Below are 18,983 nucleotides of genomic sequence, written 5' to 3' on the forward strand. Positions count from 1 at the left end.
AGCAACTAACATTAACCAGTTGGGGATACCTTTTCTGGGTAAGGGCGCGTGCGCAATGATTTGATTTTCTCCGCCCCGGCACGGGAGCGGACACCTTGAGCGGCGATCCAAAGCTGGAGCGGATTGCCAAAGGCAACGCGCTGGCCCTCTGCGCCACCGGAACCTGGACCGCGAGCTTCGCGCCGGTCCTGGAGCGGATGGTGGCCGACGCCGAGAAGCTCGCCGGCAGCCCCCAAAGCATCTTCATCGACGTCTCCGAGGTCGCCAAGCTCGACACGTTCGGGGCCTGGCTGATCGAACGGCTGCGTCGCACCCTGACCCAAGGCACCGTCGAGACTCAGATCGCGGGGCTGTCCGCGAACTATTCGAGCCTCGTCGACGAGGTGCGGCGGGTCCGCGCGACGCCCGTGATCGACACCACCTCGATCACCATCACCGGCATGCTGGAGCAGATCGGCCGCGCCGTGGCGGGCATCGGCGGCACCATTGCGAGCCTGATCGACATGCTCGGCGCGGTGCTCGCGGCGGGCGGGCGCGTGCTGATCCATCCGCGCTCACTCCGCCTGACCTCGACCGTGCATCATCTGGAGCAGGTCTGCTGGCGCGCGGTGCCGATCATCGTGCTGATCACCTTCCTGATCGGCTGCATCATCGCCCAGCAGGGCATCTTTCATTTCCGCCGGTTCGGCGCCGACATCTTCGTCGTCGACATGCTCGGCGTCCTGGTGTTGCGCGAGATCGGCGTGCTGCTGGTCGCCATCATGGTCGCGGGCCGCTCGGGCAGCGCCTACACCGCCGAGCTCGGCTCGATGAAGATGCGCGAGGAGATCGACGCGCTGCGCACCATGGGGTTCGACCCGATCGAGGTCCTGGTATTGCCGCGCATGCTGGCGCTGGTGCTGGCGCTGCCGATCCTCGCCTTCCTCGGCGCCATGGCCGCGCTCTATGGCGGCGGTCTCGTCGCCTGGCTCTATGGCGGCGTCGATCCCGAGGCGTTTCTGCTGCGCCTGCGCGACGCCATCTCGATCGATCATTTCATCGTCGGCATCGTGAAAGCGCCCGTCATGGCCGCGGTGATCGGCATCGTCGCCTGCGTCGAGGGCCTTGCGGTGCAGGGCAGCGCGGAATCGCTCGGACAGCACACGACCGCGTCGGTGGTGAAGGGCATCTTCTTCGTCATCGTGATGGACGGCGTGTTCGCCATCTTCTTCGCCTCGATCGGAATGTGACGATGGCGCAGGAAACTCAAAACGCGATTCAAGACCCCATCATCCGCGTCCGCGACATCACCGTGCAGTTCGGTGCGACGCGTGTCCTCGACGGCCTCAACCTCGACGTCCAGCGCGGCGAGATTTTGGGATTTGTCGGCCCCTCGGGCGCAGGCAAATCGGTGCTGACGCGGACCATCATCGGCCTGGTGCCGAAGATCGCGGGCTCCATCGAGGTGTTCGGCGTCGATCTGGATTCCTCCAACACCTCGCAGCGCCGCAATGTCGAGCGGCGCTGGGGCGTGCTGTTCCAGCAGGGCGCGCTGTTCTCCTCGCTCACGGTGCGGCAGAACATCCAGTTTCCGATGCGCGAATACTTACGCGTCTCGCAGCGGCTGATGGACGAGATCACCATGGCCAAGCTCGCCATGGTCGGCCTCAAGCCGGAAGTGGCCGAGCGTTTCCCCTCGGAACTGTCGGGCGGCATGATCAAGCGCGTCGCGCTGGCCCGCGCGTTGTCGCTCGATCCGGACCTCGTCTTCCTGGACGAGCCGACCTCCGGCCTCGATCCGATCGGCGCCGGCGACTTCGACGATCTGGTCAGGACGCTGCAGCGTACTTTGGGGCTGACCGTTTTCATGGTAACCCACGACCTCGACAGCCTTTACACGGCTTGCGACCGGATCGCCGTTTTAGGGAACGGTAAGATCATTGCGGCAGGGTCGATCGCCGACATGCAGGCCTCGCAGCATCCCTGGCTGAGGCAGTATTTCCATGGCAAGCGCGCCCGCGCGGTCGTGACTTGAGTAGCCGGAGCAGCTGATGGAAACGCGGGCGAATTACGTACTGATCGGATCCTTCACGCTGGCGGTGCTCGCGGCTGCGATCGGCTTCGTGCTGTGGTTCCAGTCGCTGCACACCATCAAGCAGCGCAGCCCCTTCCGCGTCGTGTTCGAGGGCCCGGCCGCGGGCCTGCGCAACGGCGGCAGCGTGAACTTCAATGGTATCCGGGTGGGCGAAGTGGTCTCAGTGAAGCTCGACAATCCGCGGCGGGTTGTCGCACTCGCCATGATCGAGAACAACACGCCGCTCCGCAAGGACACTCTCGTCGGCCTCGAATTCCAGGGCCTGACGGGTGTGGCCGCGATCTCGCTCAAGGGTGGCGAGGAGGCGGCTCCGCCGCCGCCGCTCGACGAGGACGGCATCCCGACGCTGACCGCCGACCCCAACAAGCTCCAGGACGTTACCGAGGCGATCCGCGGCACGCTACAGAACATCAACAAGATCGTCGCCGACAATCAGGAATCGGTGAAGAACTCGCTGAAGAATCTGGAGACCTTCACCAACTCGCTCGCCCGCAATTCCGAGAAGATCGACGGCGTGATGGCCAAGGTCGACGGCGTCATGCTCAAGGCCGACAACCTCATGCTCGGCCTCAACACGCTCGCCGGCGGCAAGGACGGTGGCGAGCTGTTCCTGACGGTCAAATCGATCCGCGAGCTTGCCGAGGATTTCGACAAGCGCTCGGGTGCGCTGATGACCGACGGCCGCCGTACGCTCGGCGACATCAGCCGCGCCGTGAACAACTTCGACCGCAACCCGACCCGCGTGCTGTTCGGCGCCAGCAACAGCGCACCGGCCGCCGCCGCGCCGTCGGCCGAGGCGCCGAAGCCGGCGCCGGCCAGCGAGCGCAAGCGGCAGTAGCGCCTCTCTCCTCCGTCATTGCGAGCGAAGCGAAGCAATCCAGACTGTCTCCGAGGAGGCAGCCTGGATCGCTTCGTCGCAAGGGCTCCTCGCAATGACGGAGCTTGTGGGGGCGTCGTAATTTCCCAACGCGCGGTGAACTGCCGGCGCAATAACGGCCAAAACAAAACGGAGCCCGACAGGGCTCCGTTTTTTCATCCGCTATTCGCCACTCGCGAGCTTTCGTTTTACCCCAGCCGGCCTGCCGCGTGAGCAAGCAGCGTATACACCAGGCCCGTCTCCGAGGTGAGGTGGCTGCGTAGCTCCTGCGGGCCGCGGCCGTCGCGGGCGACTTCGTCGAGCAGACGTTCGAACTCGCTGATGTAGCGGTCGACCGTCGCCTTGAAGTTGCGGTCGGCGCGATACTTGCGGGCGACCTCGTCAAAAGCCTTCTGGCCGGCGGGCGTGTACAGGCGCTTGGTGAAGGCCTTGTTCTCGCCGCGCTGGTAGCGGTCCCACATCTCGGTGGCGAGGTTGCGGTCCATCAGCCGGCCGATGTCGAGCGACAGCGATTCCAGCGGATTGCCGCCATTCTGCGGGGCCTGCGGCTGCGGAGCGGGTGCGGCCTGGCGGCCACGCGGGGCCTCACGACCGGTTGGAGCAGCCTGGTTGGCGTCCGTGCGGTTCAACAGATCCGACAACCAGCCGTCGCGGCCGGGATCGTTGCCGCCCGGTGCGACCGGCGGCGCCTCGGTGCGCCGCGAGGAGGCGGGCATGCCCAGGTCCGGCGGCGGCAGCGTGGAAGCGCTGCCTGTGTCGCGCGTGCGGGTCTCGTTACCCCGTCCGCCCGCACTTGCCATCACCGGCTCTTCCTGACGCTGGACGGCGACAGAAGCGCGGCCCGTCGTGGTGACGTCGAGGCCGCGGCCGTGCTGGGCCACGATGCGGTTGAGCTCGGCGAGCGCCTCGATCTGGTCGACGATCACCTTGCGCATCTGCGCAGTGCTCTCGGCGGCCTCCTGCGGCATCTCGAGCACGCCGCGGCGCAGCTCGTTGCGGGTGGCTTCGAGCTCATTGTGCATCTCGAACGCCATCTGCTTCATGCTGGAGACGAGGTTGCCGAACTTCTCGGCCGACTGCTTGAACATCGCATCCGCCTCGTCGGTGGTCTGGCGGTAGATGTCGTGCATGGCATCGATGGTCTGGCGATGCTCCTCTTCGGAGGCCGACCGCACCGCCTCGAACTGGCGGGTGATCGCGGCCGAACCTGCGCCGGCGGTCTCCGCGACCACGCGGGCGATGTCGCGGGCACGCTCCTCGGCCGCAGCGAGCGACTCATCGAGCAGCCCGGTGAAGCGCGACAGCCGCTGGTCGAGATCGGTGGTACGCAGGTCGATGGTGGTGACGAGCGATTCCAGCGCCTGCTTGCGCTCGGCGAGCGAGGCGGTGGTGTTCTTGTTGCTCTGCTCGACGACCTGGGCGGCATCGACGAGTGCCTTGCCGTGCGCGTCGAACTGCGTCGACAGCTCGCCGAGATCCTGGAGCGCCCGCGTGGTCTTCGTGTTGAAGACGTTGAGCTGGTCTTCCAGGTTCTGCGTCGCAGCGCCGTTGCGCGAGGTGACGTCGTTCATCGCCGAGACGAAGTCGGCGACGCGCGTCACCAGCGCCCGCTCGAGCGAGTTGAGGTTGTCGTGCGCACCGGTCAGCACCTCCTGCAGGAGGATGTTGCCTTCGCGCAGACGCTCGAACAGGGCGACCGTGTCGGTGCGCAGGATCTTGCTGGTCTCCTGCATCTCGGTGACGGCCGCAATCGAGACCTGGCGCGACTGGTCGATCGCCGCACGCGAGGCCTGTTCGAGGTCCTTGAGCGACCGGCCGACCGCGCTGGTCGCGACCTCGCTCGCCGCGTTGATGGTGCGGGCGACTTCGTTGCCGTTGCCCATCATGGTCTGCGAGAACGCCGTGCCGCGCGTCTCGATCGACTTCAGCGCGTCGGAGGTGACGCGGTCGATGTCGAGCGTGAGCTGGCTGGTCTTCGAGCCGATCGCATCCACGAGCGAGCCGCGCTTGGCGTCGATCATGTTCGAGAGGCGGTCGGCCTGCTGCTGCACGTAGGTGACGATCTCGTCGGTCTTGCCGGTCATGGCCTGGCCGAAGCTGCTCGAGGCGGAGAGCACCGAGCGCTCGACGTCGGCCGAGCTCGACTTGACCCGCGAGCTCGCTTCGTTGGAGGCGTTGATCAGCGCATTCTGGGCGTTGAGCGCGCTGGTCTGGATGTCGTTGGTCGCGTTCGCCGTGGCCGTGCTCAGCGCGCGCTCGATCTCGGTCGAGATCGTGCGGATCTGGCTTGCGGCATCTGCCGAGGTCGAGGTCAGCGAGGTCTGGGCCTCGCGTGCGCTGTTGAGGATGGTCGAGGCAGTGTCGGCGCCGACTGCGGTCAGCGTGCGCTCGATGTCGGTCGTCAGCGACTTGATCTGGCTCGCCGCATCGGTCGACGCAGTGATCAGCGTGCCCTGGGCCTCGCGCACGCCGCTGGTCAGCGCCTCGATGGTGGCGCCGCCGGCAGTCGCCAGCGCGCGCTGCATCTCGGCTGCGAGCGAACGGACCTGGCCGGTTTGTTCTGCTGAGACAGCAAGAAGGGTGCTCTGGGCGTCGCGGGCGCTGGCCGTGATCGTCTCGGCAGTGCTCTGGCCGACCTGCGAGAGCGAGCGGTGCACCTCGGCCGCGAGCGACTTGACCTGGCTCGCCGCATCCGAGGACGCGTTGACCAGCGTGCTCTGGGCTTCGCGTGCACCGGTCATGATGGTCTCGGCCGTCGAGGTGCCCGCCATCGAGAGCGAGCGCTGCACGTCGGAGGACAGCGCCTTGATCTGGTTGGCGGTCTCGGTCGAGGCCGCGATCAGCGTGCCCTGCGCATCGCGGGCGCCGGCGGTGATCGATTCCGCCGTGCTGGTGCCGGCGAGCGACAGCGAGCGCTGCACGTCGGCGGTGAGCGTCTTGACGTGGTTGGCCGCGTCCGAAGAGGCGGTGACGAGCGTGGTTTGCACCTCGCGGGCGCCGGCCAGGATCGAGGCCGCGGTGGCCGAGCCGGCTGCGGACAGCGTGCGTTCGACGTCGGCGGCGAGCCCCTTGATCTGGTTGGAGGCATCGCCCGAGGCCGCGACCAGGGACGACTGCGCCTCGCGGGCGCTGGTCAGGATCGAGTTCGCAGCACCGGTGCCGACCGCGGTCAGCGCACGCTCGACCTCGGCGGAGGTCATCTTGAGCTGGGCGTTGACGTCGGAGGAGACCGTCATCAGCGACTGCTGCGCGGTGCGCGCACCGGTCTGGATCGTCTCGCTGGTGTTGACGACGAGGTTGGTGAGCGAGCGCTCGGCGTCCTCGACATGCGAGCGGATCGCGGTCGAGATCATCTCGGCGCGGGACATCATGTCCTCGCTGGCCTGGCGGCCGCTGCTCTCGATGCGGCCGGCAACGGCCTCGACACGCGAGCCGAGCAGGTCTTCGAACTGCGCGACGCGCACGTCGATGTCGCTGGCAACCGAACCGACCTTGGTCTCGATCGCCTGGTGGATGTCCTGGAAGCGCGCCGTGACCGTGTCGGTCAGGTGCATGCTGCGACCGTCGATCAGGTCGGCGACGCTGGTGATGCGGCGGTCGACCGCCTCGATCGCCTGCGCGGTGCCGTCCGTGAGCGTCGAGGTCAGCAGGGTGAGGCGGGTGTCGATCGACTGCACGGCCTGCGTGGCGCCGTTGGTCAGCGCGGTCGTGAGGTAGGTGAGGCGGCTGTCGACGGACTCCAGCGCCTGCGATGCGCCGCTGTTGAACGTGGTCGTGAGGTGCGTCAGCCGCGTATCGATCGCCTGGATCGTCTGGGAGGCGCCGTCGGTCAGCGTCGTCGTGAGGTGGGTGAGGCGGGAGTCGATGGACTCGAGCGCCTGCGATGCGCCACCGGTGAGTGTCGTCGTGAGGTGCGTCAACCGCGTGTCGACCGACTGGATCGCCTGCGCGGCACCATCGGTCAGCGACATCGCCAGCGTGTTGAGGCGCACGTCGATGGTCTCGGTGACGGACTTGGCGCGGGTGTCGAACGACTCTTCGAGAGCGGCGACTCGGCCAACGAGCTGTTCGTCGAAGGTCCTGATGTGGCCTTCGATGGTGCCGTCGAGGCTCGTGATCTTGCCGTTCAGCGAGGCGTCGAGGTTGGTGACGCGTTCGCCGATCGTGGTCTCGAACTGCACCAGGCGCTGGTCGAGGACGGCCGTGATCGCGCCGCCGTTGGAGGTGAAGCGGGTGTCGAAATTGTCGACATAGGTCTTCAGCGACTCATGGATGTCGTGGGTGCGCTGGCCCATGCGTTCGACGATCTCGCCGCCGAACGTTTTCACGGTGCGGTCGAACTCGGAGATGTGGCGCGTGATCAGGGCACCCAGCGTGCCGGAATCGCGGGCGAACTTCTCGACCAGCTCGGAACCCTGGTTCTTCACCAGCTCGTCGAACGCGCTCATCTGCAGCGACAGCGAGTCGTGCGCGGTCTCGGTCTGGCTGACGACCTTGGCGACGAGGGTGTTGACCGTGGCGTCGAGCGCCTCGCTCGCCTTGTCGCCGGAGGTCATGATCTGGCCGGCGAGGCGGTTGCCGGCGTCGTCGATCTTGGCGGAGAGGTCGTTGGAGCGCAGCTCGAGCTCGAGCAGCAGCGAGTCCGACGAGTTCTTCAGGCTGTCATGCACCTGCTCGGTGCGCTCGGAGATGCCGTCGACGATCGCGGCGGAACGCTGCTCGAACTCGCCGGTGATGCGGTCGATGCGCTCGTTCAGCATCTCGTGGACGCGGTCGGCGAGGTCGACGAACTCGTCGTGGACGTGGCCGGTCTTGAAGTTGAGGCTGGTGGTCAGCCGCTCGCTGGCGTCGAGCACCGCGCGCGTCGTCTCGGCGCTGGCCTCCTCGAGGCGGTCGAGCAGGTCGCCGCCGCGCTCGCCGAGCGCCAGGATCATGTTGTCGCCGGCGTGGCTCAGCGCGCCGGTGATGTGGGCGCCGCGCTCTTCCAGCGCGCCGGTGATGGATTTCGCGACCTCGTCGACGCGCGAGGCGATCGCGTCCGAGATCAGCGCGATGTCATGGCGGAGGTCGATCTGCACGCCGGAAATGGCGCTGCGGACCTGCTCGGCCTGGCCGACCAGGTTGTCGCGCTGATGCGCGATGTCCTGGAGCAGGGCGCGGATGCGGACTTCGTTGTCGGAATAGGCGCGCTCAAGCGCGGCGACCTCGTTGGCGACCAGCGTCTCGAGCTCACCGGCGCGCGCGATCGCCCGCTCGATGCCGTCGCCCATCGCCGCGACCTCGCGGCGGATGGCCTGGCCGACGGTGACCATGGAATCGGACGCAGAGCCTTCCGGCTCGGAGAAGCGGATCGCGACCTGCGCCATCGCCTGCGCGACCTGGCTCATCTGCTGGCCGCGCCAGACCAGGCTTGCGAGGAAGTAGAACAGCATGATCGGCGCGAAGAACATCGTGACGAGGCCGGCGATCGCCAGCACGCCGCCGCTCTGGCCCATGGCGGCCTGGATCGAGGGCAGGAAGCCGACCGTCAGCGCGGCGCAGGCCGCAAGCCAGACGACGGTGAAGATGGTCGCGCCGGTGTAGATGTTGCGGGCCGGGCGGCCCGTCTGCAGCGACTGGAGCAGCTGGCCGATGGTCTCGCGGTCGTCATTGGCGGCGCGGCGCGAGGTCCGCGGTTCCTCGATCGGATCGAACACGTCGCGCTCGTTGGCAGCAGGGCGCGGCTCGAATGTCGGCTCGTCGAACACGGAAGGTGCCGGCGGCGCCGTTTCGTTGCGCATCGATGCGTTGCGGCTGGTGTCGGCAGCCGTGTCGCTGATGTTGAGGGCTTCCTGGATCGCAGAAAGCGCAACTTCTGTGGGATCTTTGACCTTCTTGGGAGTGTTGGCCATGTGCAGTCGAGCCCTCGTTACTTGTACGCGTCCCCCCGCGAGCCCTGCGCGCTGCGCAAGCCCACAGTCCGGATCATGCCGCTTGCGCGGATCTCCGAGCCATCCCCACCCGGATGGCTTGTCCGCCAATTTCCGAAACATCCTATTGGCAGAGCGTCGCGAATGAAATGCCCGCGGTTAAGACAATCTTAATCATCGTTAACAGGATCGCGCCGTAACACCTTAGGCCTAAATGAAATTCTCCACGGAACTTGGCCGATTGCGGCAACTTTTCGTCAATAAACGGGCGGATTTGCGTAAAACGGTCCGAACACTTCGTTAACCATTTCCGTGCTTCGGTGGGGCAAACCGCCGAACCGGCGGACCGTCGCGCGATGCCGGGGCCTGCGCCATGCTGCCTGAACTGCAACGGATGGACTGGATGCCCTCGCCCCCGCTTGCGCCCATCGATAGCCCCCTCGACCTCGACCACCTCTCGCGGATGACGCTCGGCGATGCCGAGCTGGAACAGGAAGTGCTTGCGATGTTCGCCGAGCAGGCGGTTCGGCTGATCGCGGCGATGACGGCGCTGCCGGCCGAGACCGGTGCGCTCGCGCATAAGCTTAAAGGCTCGGCGCGCGGGATCGGCGCCTTTGCGGTTGCGGATGCCGCTGCCAGCCTGGAAACCGCGGCCCGGATCGGCCACAACCAGCCCCGCGCGTTCGCCGTGCTGAAAGAGGCGGTTGCCGAGGCTCGCGCGGCCATTGCGGCGATCCTGAAGCATTAGGCGGCGCTGCCACGAATGCGGGTGGACTGCGCACTAGCGCTGCCCTGACCGACCCGTTATAGGACAGCCCGGACCCTCCTTTCTCCCTAGATCGCGGCAGCACGAGCACTCATGGCCAAAATTCACTTTGTCGACCACAAGGGCGAAACCCGTACGGTGGATGTCGAGAACGGCGCGACCGTGATGGAAGCCGCCATCCGCAACAGCGTCCCCGGCATCGAAGCCGAGTGCGGCGGCGCCTGCGCCTGCGCGACCTGCCATGTCTATGTCGACGAAGCCTGGCGCGAGAAGGTCGGCAGCCCGACGCCGATGGAAGAAGACATGCTCGACTTCGGCTTCGACGTGCGCCCGAACTCGCGCCTGTCCTGCCAGATCAAGGTCTCCGACGAGCTCGACGGGCTCGTGGTGTCGACGCCGGAACGTCAGGCCTGATCTTTCTTACGATATGCTCGGCCGCGCGACCTCGATGCCGCGCTTGTGCCAGGGGCTGAACCTCTCGACGATCTCCATGGTCAGCGGCGCCGGCCGCCGCGTCGCCTCGTCGAGCAAGACGCCGACTGACGTTGCCGAGGCGATGCATTTTCCCTGCGAGAACACGACCTGCTCGAAGGTCACGGACGTCCGTCCCAGTTTCACGACGCCAAGGCCGAGCTCGATCGTGTTCGGCCAATGCAGCTCGGCCCGGAAATGGATGTCGAGCCGCACCATGATCCAGGCGAGCCCTGGCGGTGTCAGCCCGTATTCCGGGAGCTTCATCAGCGTGACACGGCCGGTCTCGAAATACGTGGCGTAGACCGCATTGTTGACGTGCTGGTTCGGATCGAGATCGCCGAAGCGGACATTGTCGCTGAGGCGAAAGGGGAAGTCTTCCAGACGCAGCGTCGTATCGAGGCGGCTTGGTGCGTTCACCGATTGATCTCCGTCATATCCAATCTCGTTACAGCCCAGTTATTTTGACCCGGCAAGTGGGCGCGGCTGCGGGGCGCTCCCGCTTTTATGCCTTCCCTGATCCATCCCCGTTGGATAGACAGGCAGGGTCACCTCTGTCCGCAGGGCGCCGTCCAACCGATAACGACCGATAAAGAGACGACATGAGCGACGTGATCAAAACCGATGTGCTGATTATTGGCGCTGGCCCTTGCGGTCTGTTCGCCGCCTTCGAGCTTGGCCTTCTCGACATGAAGGCGCATTTCGTCGACATCCTCGACAAGGTCGGCGGCCAGTGCGCCGAGCTCTATCCGGAAAAGCCGATCTACGACATTCCCGGCATTCCGCATGTGTCGGGGCAGGGCCTCACCGACGCGCTGATGGAGCAGATCAAGCCGTTCCACCCGACCTTCCATCTCGGTGAGATGATCGAGACCGTGGAGAAGATCGGCGATCCCCTGTTTCGCTGCACCACCGATACCGGCAAGGTGTTCGAGTGCAAGGTGGTGGTGATTGCGGCCGGCGGCGGCTCGTTCCAGCCCAAGCGTCCGCCGGTGCCGGGGATCGAAGCCTATGAAGGCACCTCGGTGCACTACGCCGTGCGCAAGATGGAAAATTTCCGCGACAAGAACGTGCTGATCGTCGGCGGCGGCGATTCCGCGCTCGACTGGACGCTCAATCTGCATCCGCTGGCCAAGCGCATCACGCTGCTGCACCGGCGCGACGATTTTCGCGCCGCGCCCCACAGCGTCGAGCAGATGCGCGCGCTGGTGGCCGGCGGCAGGATGGATCTGCGGCTCGGCCAGGTCACCGCGCTCTCAGGCGCCGATGGCCAACTGACCGGCGCCACCGTCAAGGGCAACGACAACAATGTCAGCGATATTGCCTGCGACACCATGCTGCCGTTCTTCGGGCTGACCATGAAGCTCGGTCCGGTCGCGAACTGGGGCATCGCGCTGGAGAACAATCTGGTTCCGGTCGAGACCTCAGCGTTCGAGACCAACGTATCGGGCATCTTCGCCATCGGCGACATCAATACCTATCCTGGCAAGATCAAGCTGATCCTGTGCGGCTTCCACGAGGGCGCCCTGATGTCGCAAAAAGCCCACCGCTACGTCTATCCGGAGAAGCGGCTCGTGTTCCAGTACACGACATCGTCCTCCAGCCTGCAAAAGAAACTCGGTGTCAACTGATCGCGACGGAAGCGGACGGGCGATGCCCCATGTTTCTGGTGCTGGAATCGTTCGCGAAATCGCCGTAGTCTGCGGCCATTGCAGTGGCGGCTCAGCAAGGTGATCATGATGCGGAATCTCTTTACCGGCTTTCGGCTGCTCCCGTTGCTCGCGCTCGCGCTGTCGCTCAATGCGGTGAGTCCGGCTGCGGCGCAAGCGCAGCAGCCAACTGCGGCGGGCCTCTGGCAGAAGGTCGAAGACGGCAGGACCGTGGGATGGTTTCTCTTCATCGACCACAACGGTATCTTCGAAGGCGTGATCGCAAAGACCTTTCCGCGTCCCGGCGACGATCCGAACGAGGTCTGCGCGAAGTGCACCGACGATCGCAAGAACGCGCCGGTGCTGGGGCTCTCCTTCATCCGCGACATGAAGCGCGACGGCTTGAAGTATGACGGCGGCAACGTGGTCAATCCGCGCGACGGCAACATCTGGAAGGCCAAGATGACGGTGAGCCCGGATGGGCAGACCCTGACCATGCGCGGCTTCCTCGGCATTTCCCTGTTCGGCAAGGACGAGACCTGGCAGCGTTTGCCGGATGCAAATATCGCGGAAGTCGATCCCGCCATCGTCGCCAAATATCTCCCCGCACAGGCCGCCGCGGCCAAACCGGTTCCCGCGCCTGCGACCAAGAAAGGTGGCGCGACGATGATGGCGCCGGCAGCGAAGAAGTAGGGCTGCTTTCACGCCGCCCGCTCTAACAATCTCAATATGTCCGCGCCTTCTTGCAAGGCGCATAGAACGTGCCGTTGCCGGCAACGACCCGCTCGAGGCATTGCCGGGGATCGGTGATCTCGCCATCGACCTGAAAATAATAGGCCTGCGGTCCCAGGCTCAGGACGTAATGTCCCGGCGGAAGCTCTAGCTCTGCATCGCCGGCGTGAAGCTCGTACATTTCGGCTTTCCCCGGAATCGGCGAGATCCGGAACGGATAGGAGAAGTTGCGGATCACGCCGACGTCGTCTCCGCCACTTGTCGTCTTGCCTGCAGCGTCGGTCGAAAACTCTTTGACCTTCGCGACAACACGGACCTCGACCCGCTCGGGGATCACATTTGCAACGTCCCGGCGGAACACGATGAACTTGACGTGGCCGTTCGGCAGATGCGGCCGATCGGGCTTCTTGAACTCCGGTGAAATCGCAATGCGCATGTCCGGCGCCATCACGCCGGTCGCGTTCAACTCAGCCAGCGACTTGTCGTCGATCAACGCATAGGTGCCGTAATCGCTCGGGAGCACGCGCACTGGTGGAGGCGGGGCGGAGGGGACCATTTCCGGCTTGGCGACCGCGATCGTCGTCTCCGGCCTGGGCGCGACCTGCGCGATCTCCGGCGTCTGCGACGACATCAGCCGGCGCAGTGCGGCGATCCTGTCTCGATGCGAGACGGTCACGATGACTGCGCCAACGACAACAAGGATTGCCACTGTACGCTTGATCACCGGTAGAAGCGGGCCCGAGGCCGCAGGCCGCTTGCTGCTGGACGTCCCGATCGCCGAAGGCAAAACGGTCGCATCGCCGGACACCAGAAGAGTCCCTGCTTCGGTCACCCCAGATGATGTGAGGTGTTGCGACGGCAAGCGCTCCAGCGGTGCCCGTTCGCGCGAAAACTTCTCGACCTCATTGATCGCGACCTCGAGGGCCTGCTTCATCTTGTCGACGTTTTTCGCGTCGGCGTAGGTGAACTGTTCCTGGAGCTTGTAGCGGGCGAGATCGTAGACCATCTGCCGCCGGGCTTCGGCGTCGTCTTTCACCGTCTCGAGCATGCGCGAAATCACCAGCGCAAATTGCACCTGGTTTGCGGGCAAATCGGCCGGGTCCTGTTGACCGGGAAGCAGCTCTTTCGAACTCATAGCGCTGACGGTCCAATGCCTGTCACGCCAACACCCAATTTTTGCATTCGAAACAGTTGGTTAAACGATGCGGTCGCGTCCGCGCCAGCTTGGTACACGTCCTGACACAACAAGGAAAGCCTCCGAACGAGCTGCGGCAAGCCGCAGAGACGTCACACTTGCACGGGGTGCAGGCCGGCCGAGGCCGCCTATCGCGCCAGTAGTTCCCCGGAATGTGCGCTGGCGCCGGATTTGCATAGCTGTCGCAAAGCTGCTGGGGGAACGGGTCGCCACATTTCCACGCCTGCCGCCGTTGCGCGGGTGGGCGGGCGGCCTTGTCTGTCCCTTGCGGCGCCGATTTGATCCGCAGGAAGACGATATGAGACTTGCAAGATTGTGTGCGGCGACGTTGCTGGGGCTAATGACGCTGCTGGCGACATCGGCGCTCGCGCGCGACGATGGACGCTACGCCAACTCGCCGCTCAAACCCTGGTTCGAGAGTCTGCGCAGCGAATACGGCCAGTGCTGCTCGGATGCCGACGGCTATATCGTCGCCGATGTCGACTGGGAGTCCGATAAGGGACACTACCGCGTGCTTCTCGACGACGAATGGATCGTCGTGCCCGATGGCGCGGTGATCACCGAGCCGAACAAGATCGGCCGTACCATGGTGTGGAAGCACTATATCGACGGCCACCCGCGCGTGCGGTGCTTCATGCCGGGCAGCATGACGTGAGAGGTGCGCGGCATTGCGGGCGACGCGTCGCGTCGAACCCGGAATGAAAGAATGAGGCGCAACGCGACGCCGATCGTGCCTCATGCCAGCTTGGACTCTCGCACCACTGCATCCGCGCGGCGGCCTCTTTGTCTTGCTCTTCGTCTTGCGGTCGCCGTCGCAGGCGCTCAGGTCACTGGTGCCGGATTAAACAGCGTGAGGTCGTTGTGGATGCCCCAGCGATCCGACCACGGCTTGGTGCGGCCGCTCGCAACATCGAGGATCAGGTGGAACAGGTCCCAGCCGGTTTCCTCGATAGTCTTCTCGCCGGTGGCGATTCCGCCCGCGTCGAAATCGATCAGGTCCTTCCAGCGCCGCGCCAGCTCGCTGCGGGTCGCGACCTTGATCACGGGCGCAGCCGCGAGGCCGTAGGGCGTGCCGCGGCCGGTGGTGAATACCTGCAAGGTCATGCCGGAGGCAAGCTGGAGCGTGCCGCAGATGAAGTCGGAAGCCGGCGTCGCCGCAAACAGCATGCCCTTCTGCGTCGCCTTCTGGCCGGGCGACAACACGCCGGTGATGGCGCTCGAGCCGGACTTGACGATCGAGCCGAGAGATTTCTCGACGATGTTGGCGAGACCGCCCTTCTTGTTGCCGGGCGTGGTGTTGGCGCTGCGATCGGCACCGCCGCGCGCCAGATAAGAGTCGTACCAGGCCATCTCGCGCACCAGCGCGCGGCCGACGTCCTCGTTGATGGCGCGGCGGGTGAGGAGCTGGATGGCGTCGCGCACCTCGGTGACTTCGGAGAACATCACTGTGGCGCCGGCGCGCACCAGAAGGTCGGCGGCGAAGCCGAGGGCGGGGTTCGCGGTGACGCCGGAGAAGGCATCGCTGCCGCCGCATTGCAGGCCGATCACCAGATCGGCAGCCGGGCAGGTCTCGCGGGTGCGCTTGTTGAGGATTTTCAGGCGGGCCTCCGCCTGGGTCATGATCGCGTCGACGATCGCGCCAAAGCCGTCAAAGGCTTCGTCCTGCATGCGCACGATGGCGTCGCTGACGCCTTCGGGCACCAGCCGCTCGGGCGCGAGCTTCTCGCAGCCGAGACTGATGACCAGGATCTCGCCGCCGAAATTCGGATTGAGCGCGAGATTTTGTAGCGTGCGGATCGGCACGACCGCGTCGGGGGCATTGATGGCAACGCCGCAGCCATAGGCGTGCGTCAGTGGCACGACGTCATCGACATTCGGATATTTCGGTAGCAGCTCAGTGCGGATGCGCTTCACCGCATATTCCATCGTGCCCTTGACGCATTGCACGGAGGAGGAAATGCCGAGGATGTTCTTGGTGCCGACCGAGCCGTCGGAATTGCGAAAGCCTTCGAATGTAAAACCTTCGAGCGGCGGCAGCGGCGCAGGCACGGCGGTGGAGATTTCGAGCTTGTCCAGCGCTGGCGCCTCCGGCATGCGGATGCGCGCCTCGTCCACCCACTCGCCGGCCAGGATCGGCGAGAGCGCGTAGCCGATCACCTCGCCATAGCGGATGATCGGCTGGTCTTGCGCGATGTCGACCAGAGCCGTCTTGTGCCCTTGCGGCACGAAGGCGCGCAGCGTCAATCCGCAGGCAAAACGGGAGCCGGCGGGAAGCCCGAAATCATTCACCACGATCGCGACATTGTCGCGCGCGTTGAGCTTGATGTAGCGGGGCTGTTCTTTCGCTGCGACGTCCTGGTCCATGCGGACTCCGGGGATTTGTAGGGTGGGTTAGCGCAGCGTAACCCACCAATGTCTCTGTCTGCAGGTGGGTTACGCTGCGCTAACCCACCCTACGATGTCTACGATATCAACCTATCAGCCCGGATAGGTATAGGCGGTCTTCACCGTGGTGTAGAACTCGCGCGCATAGGAGCCCTGCTCGCGGGCGCCGTAGCTCGAGCCCTTCCGGCCGCCGAACGGCACGTGATAATCGACGCCGGCGGTCGGCAGGTTGACCATCACCATGCCGGACTCGCTGTTGCGCTTGTAGTGCGAGGCGTATTTCAGGCTGGTGGTGCAGATGCCGGAGGCGAGGCCGAATTCCGTGTCATTGGAGATCGCCAGCGCTTCCTCGTAGTTCTTGGCGCGGATGACGGTCGCGACCGGGCCAAAAATCTCCTCACGCGCGATGCGCATGTTGTTGTTGGCTTCCGTGAACAGCGCTGGCTGGAGGTAGTGGCCGGGCGTCTCGCGCGTGAGCAGTTCGCCGCCCCAGGCGAGTTTCGCGCCCTCTTCCTGGCCGATCTTGATGTAGCGCAGGTCCTGGTCGAGCTGGCTCTGATCGACCACGGGGCCGATATGAACGCCCGCCTTGAGTGCGTCGTCCACCGACAGGCCCTTCAGGCGCTCGGCCATCGCCGCGACGAAGCGGTCATGGATGCCTTCGGTGACGATCAGGCGGGAAGACGCCGTGCAGCGCTGGCCGGTCGAGAAATAGGCCCCGTTGACGGCGACCTCGACGGCGGTCTTGAGGTCCGCGTCGTCGAGCACGACCAGCGGATTCTTGCCGCCCATCTCGAGCTGGAACTTCTTCATCGGGTTCGACAGCACGCAGGCCTGCGCGATCTTGCGGCCGGTCTGCACCGAGCCGGTGAAGGAGATCGCGGCGACATCCGGATGGTCGAGCAAGGTCTGGCCGACCACCGAGCCGGAGCCGACCACGAGGTTGAAGACGCCTGCCGGGATGCCGGAGCGGGCGATGATCTCGGACAATGCATGCCCGGAGCCCGGCACCAGCTCGGCCGGCTTGAACACCACCGTGTTGCCGTAGCAGAGCGCGGGCGCGATCTTCCAGGCCGGGATCGCGATCGGGAAATTCCAGGGCGTGATCATGCCGATGACGCCCACCGGCTCGCGGGTGAGCTCGACGTCGAGACCGGGGCGGACAGAGGCGCCTTTCTCACCGATCAGGCGAAGCGCTTCACCTGCGAAGAACGCGAAGATCTGGCCGGCACGCGCGACCTCGCCGATGCCCTCGGGGAGCGTCTTGCCTTCCTCGCGGGCAAGCAGGCGGCCGAGCTCTTCCTTGCGGGCGAGGATTTCGAGAGAAATCTTGTTCAGCGCGTCATAGCGCACCTGCGGCGTCGACTGGGCCCAGGCGGGGAAGGCGGCTTTCGCGGCCGCGATTGCCTTCTCGGTCTGCGCCTTGTCGGCCTTGGCGTATTCGCCGACCAGATCGTTGGTGTTGGAGGGGTTGATGTTCTTGGTGACGCCGGAGCCGTCGACCCATTCGCCGCCGATGAAGTTTTTCAGGATCGCTGTCATCTTTTTCCTCCAGGGAAGTTCTTAACGCATGAGGCAGGGACGCTTGTCGTCAAAGGTCCAGCCGGGGATCAGGTCCTGCATGGCAGTAGCGTCATCGCGGGCTCCGAGTCCATGCTGCTTGTAGAGCTCATGCGCGGCCTCGATGGCCGCACGGTCGATCTCGATGCCGAGGCCCGGACGATCCGGGACCGCGATCCTGCCGCCCTTGATTTGGAGCGGCTCTTTCGTCAGCGCCTGGCCGTCCTGCCAGATCCAGTGGGTGTCGATCGCGGTGACCTTGCCGGGGGCCGCGGCGCCGACATGGGTGAACATGGCGAGCGAAATGTCAAAATGGTTGTTCGAGTGCGAGCCCCAGGTCAGGCCGTTGTCACGGCAAGTCTGGGCGACGCGCACGGAGCCTTGCATGGTCCAGAAATGGGGATCGGCCAGCGGAATGTCCACTGCACCCAGGCGCAGTGCGTGGCTGAGCTGGCGCCAGTCGGTGGCGATCATGTTGGTTGCGGTCGGCAGGCCCGTGGCGCGGCGGAACTCGGCCATGATCTCGCGGCCGGAGAAGCCGGCCTCGGCGCCGCAGGGATCCTCGGCATAGGCGAGGATGCCGTGCATGTTCTTGCAGAGGCTGATGGCCTCGTCGAGCGACCAGGCGCCGTTCGGATCGAGCGTGACGCGGGCGTTGGGAAAGCGCTTTGCGATGGCCGTGACGGCCTCGATCTCCTGCTCGCCGCGGAGCACGCCTCCCTTGAGCTTGAAGTCGGCGAAGCCGTAATGGTCCTGGGTTGCTTCCGCCAGGCGCACCACCGTCTCCGGCGTCATCGCCTCCTGATGGCGCAGGTTGAACCAGTCGGGTTTGCCGGTTTCGCCCTTGACGTAATCGAGCCTGGATTTGCTGATGTCGCCGACGAAGAAGAGATAGCCGAGCGTCTCGACGCTCTTGCGCTGCTGACCTTCGCCGAGCAGCGCCGCGACGGGAAGATTGAGGTGCTGGCCGAGCAGGTCGAGCAGGGCGGATTCAATCGCGGTAACAGCGTGAATCATCACGCGAAGGTCAAACGTCTGCTTGCCGCGGCCACCGGCGTCGCGGTCGGCGAAGGCCGTGCGGACGTCCGCGAGGATGTTGTTCAGCGCGCCGACGGTCTTGCCGATCACGAGATCGCGGGCGTCCTGGAGCGTCTGCCAGATCTTTTGCCCGCCCGGCACCTCGCCGACGCCGGTGTGACCGGCATTGTCGGTGAGGATGACGATGTTGCGGGTGAAGAACGGCGCATGCGCGCCGCTCAGGTTGAGGAGCATGCTGTCGCGGCCCGCGACCGGGATCACCTGCATCGTTGTGACGACCGGTGCGCCGGCGACTGGCGCGCAGGAGATATCAGTCTGGGCCATCGC

Annotated in this window: 14 protein-coding genes; 8 read left to right on the forward strand and 6 right to left on the reverse strand. The window is 65.3% G+C overall.

Translation table 11 applies throughout. From position 1 onward, the window contains the following. Positions 1 to 95 precede the first annotated feature (95 nt). From FXB38_RS13310 to FXB38_RS13320, 3 genes are read left to right on the forward strand one after another with little or no spacing between them, the layout of a single operon-like run. Entirely contained in the window at positions 96 to 1,229 is a 1,134-nt protein-coding gene (locus FXB38_RS13310) for an MlaE family ABC transporter permease (protein WP_148751302.1), read from the forward strand. 2 nt (positions 1,230 to 1,231) lie between these two features. Next, entirely contained in the window at positions 1,232 to 2,014 is a 783-nt protein-coding gene (locus tag FXB38_RS13315; RefSeq protein ID WP_187434846.1) for an ABC transporter ATP-binding protein, read from the forward strand. 16 nt (positions 2,015 to 2,030) lie between these two features. Beyond that, positions 2,031 to 2,912: an MlaD family protein gene (locus FXB38_RS13320; RefSeq protein ID WP_148751304.1), complete on the forward strand. Its 882-nt coding sequence runs from the start codon at positions 2,031 to 2,033 to the stop codon at positions 2,910 to 2,912. A gap of 227 nt (positions 2,913 to 3,139) precedes the next feature. On the opposite strand, the gene FXB38_RS13325 is transcribed toward FXB38_RS13320, so the two are convergent. Then, positions 3,140 to 8,842: an apolipoprotein A-IV repeat region-like domain-containing protein gene (locus FXB38_RS13325; RefSeq protein ID WP_148751305.1), complete on the reverse strand. Its 5,703-nt coding sequence runs from the start codon at positions 8,840 to 8,842 to the stop codon at positions 3,140 to 3,142. A gap of 391 nt (positions 8,843 to 9,233) precedes the next feature. Between FXB38_RS13325 and FXB38_RS13330 the strand changes: the two genes are divergently transcribed. Beyond that, entirely contained in the window at positions 9,234 to 9,608 is a 375-nt protein-coding gene (locus tag FXB38_RS13330) for an Hpt domain-containing protein (RefSeq protein WP_148751306.1), read from the forward strand. Positions 9,609 to 9,719: 111 nt separating this feature from the next. Then, positions 9,720 to 10,040, forward strand: a complete 321-nt coding sequence (locus FXB38_RS13335; RefSeq protein ID WP_148751307.1) for a 2Fe-2S iron-sulfur cluster-binding protein — start codon at positions 9,720 to 9,722, stop codon at positions 10,038 to 10,040. A gap of 6 nt (positions 10,041 to 10,046) precedes the next feature. Here the strand turns inward: FXB38_RS13335 and FXB38_RS13340 are convergent, their stop codons facing one another. Next, positions 10,047 to 10,517, reverse strand: a complete 471-nt coding sequence (locus FXB38_RS13340) for an acyl-CoA thioesterase (RefSeq protein ID WP_148751308.1) — start codon at positions 10,515 to 10,517, stop codon at positions 10,047 to 10,049. Positions 10,518 to 10,699: 182 nt separating this feature from the next. On the opposite strand from FXB38_RS13340, the gene FXB38_RS13345 reads away from it, so the two are divergent. Beyond that, positions 10,700 to 11,728 carry an NAD(P)/FAD-dependent oxidoreductase gene (locus FXB38_RS13345; RefSeq protein ID WP_148751309.1) on the forward strand — a complete coding sequence of 343 codons (1,029 nt, stop codon included), beginning with the start codon at positions 10,700 to 10,702 and terminating at the stop codon, positions 11,726 to 11,728. A gap of 108 nt (positions 11,729 to 11,836) precedes the next feature. Further along, positions 11,837 to 12,439 (forward strand): DUF2147 domain-containing protein, encoded by a 603-nt coding sequence (locus tag FXB38_RS13350; protein WP_187434878.1) that lies wholly within the window; start codon positions 11,837 to 11,839, stop codon positions 12,437 to 12,439. Between the two features lie 31 nt (positions 12,440 to 12,470). On the opposite strand, the gene FXB38_RS13355 is transcribed toward FXB38_RS13350, so the two are convergent. Further along, complete coding sequence (locus FXB38_RS13355) at positions 12,471 to 13,613, reverse strand: hypothetical protein (protein ID WP_148751311.1); 1,143 nt, start codon at positions 13,611 to 13,613, stop codon at positions 12,471 to 12,473. A 358-nt stretch (positions 13,614 to 13,971) separates the two neighbouring features. On the opposite strand from FXB38_RS13355, the gene FXB38_RS13360 reads away from it, so the two are divergent. Further along, positions 13,972 to 14,328: a hypothetical protein gene (locus FXB38_RS13360; RefSeq protein ID WP_187434847.1), complete on the forward strand. Its 357-nt coding sequence runs from the start codon at positions 13,972 to 13,974 to the stop codon at positions 14,326 to 14,328. A 167-nt stretch (positions 14,329 to 14,495) separates the two neighbouring features. Here the strand turns inward: FXB38_RS13360 and garD are convergent, their stop codons facing one another. The 3 genes from garD to gudD form a co-directional block, all read right to left on the reverse strand. Continuing rightward, entirely contained in the window at positions 14,496 to 16,037 is a 1,542-nt protein-coding gene (garD, locus tag FXB38_RS13365; protein WP_148751312.1) for a galactarate dehydratase, read from the reverse strand. Positions 16,038 to 16,151: 114 nt separating this feature from the next. Beyond that, positions 16,152 to 17,600, reverse strand: coding sequence for an aldehyde dehydrogenase family protein (locus FXB38_RS13370; protein WP_148751313.1), 1,449 nt, complete (start codon positions 17,598 to 17,600; stop codon positions 16,152 to 16,154). Between the two features lie 21 nt (positions 17,601 to 17,621). Further along, positions 17,622 to 18,980: a glucarate dehydratase gene (gudD, locus tag FXB38_RS13375; RefSeq protein ID WP_148751314.1), complete on the reverse strand. Its 1,359-nt coding sequence runs from the start codon at positions 18,978 to 18,980 to the stop codon at positions 17,622 to 17,624. Between the last annotated feature and the right edge of the window lie 3 nt (positions 18,981 to 18,983).

Source organism: Bradyrhizobium cytisi (assembly GCF_008123515.1).
GTDB classification, from domain to species: Bacteria; Pseudomonadota; Alphaproteobacteria; order Rhizobiales; family Xanthobacteraceae; genus Bradyrhizobium; species Bradyrhizobium cytisi.

Bases quoted from the DNA above. Each gene is read 5' to 3' on its own strand.
- FXB38_RS13335 (WP_148751307.1), top strand. From the start codon at position 9,720: ATGGCCAAAATTCACTTTGTCGACCACAAGGGCGAAACCCGTACGGTG.
- FXB38_RS13330 (WP_148751306.1), top strand. From the start codon at position 9,234: ATGCTGCCTGAACTGCAACGGATGGACTGGATGCCCTCGCCCCCGCTT.
- garD (WP_148751312.1), bottom strand. From the start codon at position 16,037: ATGGACCAGGACGTCGCAGCGAAAGAACAGCCCCGCTACATCAAGCTC.
- FXB38_RS13370 (WP_148751313.1), bottom strand. From the start codon at position 17,600: ATGACAGCGATCCTGAAAAACTTCATCGGCGGCGAATGGGTCGACGGC.
- FXB38_RS13355 (WP_148751311.1), bottom strand. From the start codon at position 13,613: ATGAGTTCGAAAGAGCTGCTTCCCGGTCAACAGGACCCGGCCGATTTG.
- FXB38_RS13350 (WP_187434878.1), top strand. From the start codon at position 11,837: ATGCGGAATCTCTTTACCGGCTTTCGGCTGCTCCCGTTGCTCGCGCTC.
- FXB38_RS13360 (WP_187434847.1), top strand. From the start codon at position 13,972: ATGAGACTTGCAAGATTGTGTGCGGCGACGTTGCTGGGGCTAATGACG.
- FXB38_RS13320 (WP_148751304.1), top strand. From the start codon at position 2,031: ATGGAAACGCGGGCGAATTACGTACTGATCGGATCCTTCACGCTGGCG.
- FXB38_RS13325 (WP_148751305.1), bottom strand. From the start codon at position 8,842: ATGGCCAACACTCCCAAGAAGGTCAAAGATCCCACAGAAGTTGCGCTT.
- FXB38_RS13345 (WP_148751309.1), top strand. From the start codon at position 10,700: ATGAGCGACGTGATCAAAACCGATGTGCTGATTATTGGCGCTGGCCCT.
- FXB38_RS13315 (WP_187434846.1), top strand. From the start codon at position 1,232: ATGGCGCAGGAAACTCAAAACGCGATTCAAGACCCCATCATCCGCGTC.
- gudD (WP_148751314.1), bottom strand. From the start codon at position 18,980: ATGGCCCAGACTGATATCTCCTGCGCGCCAGTCGCCGGCGCACCGGTC.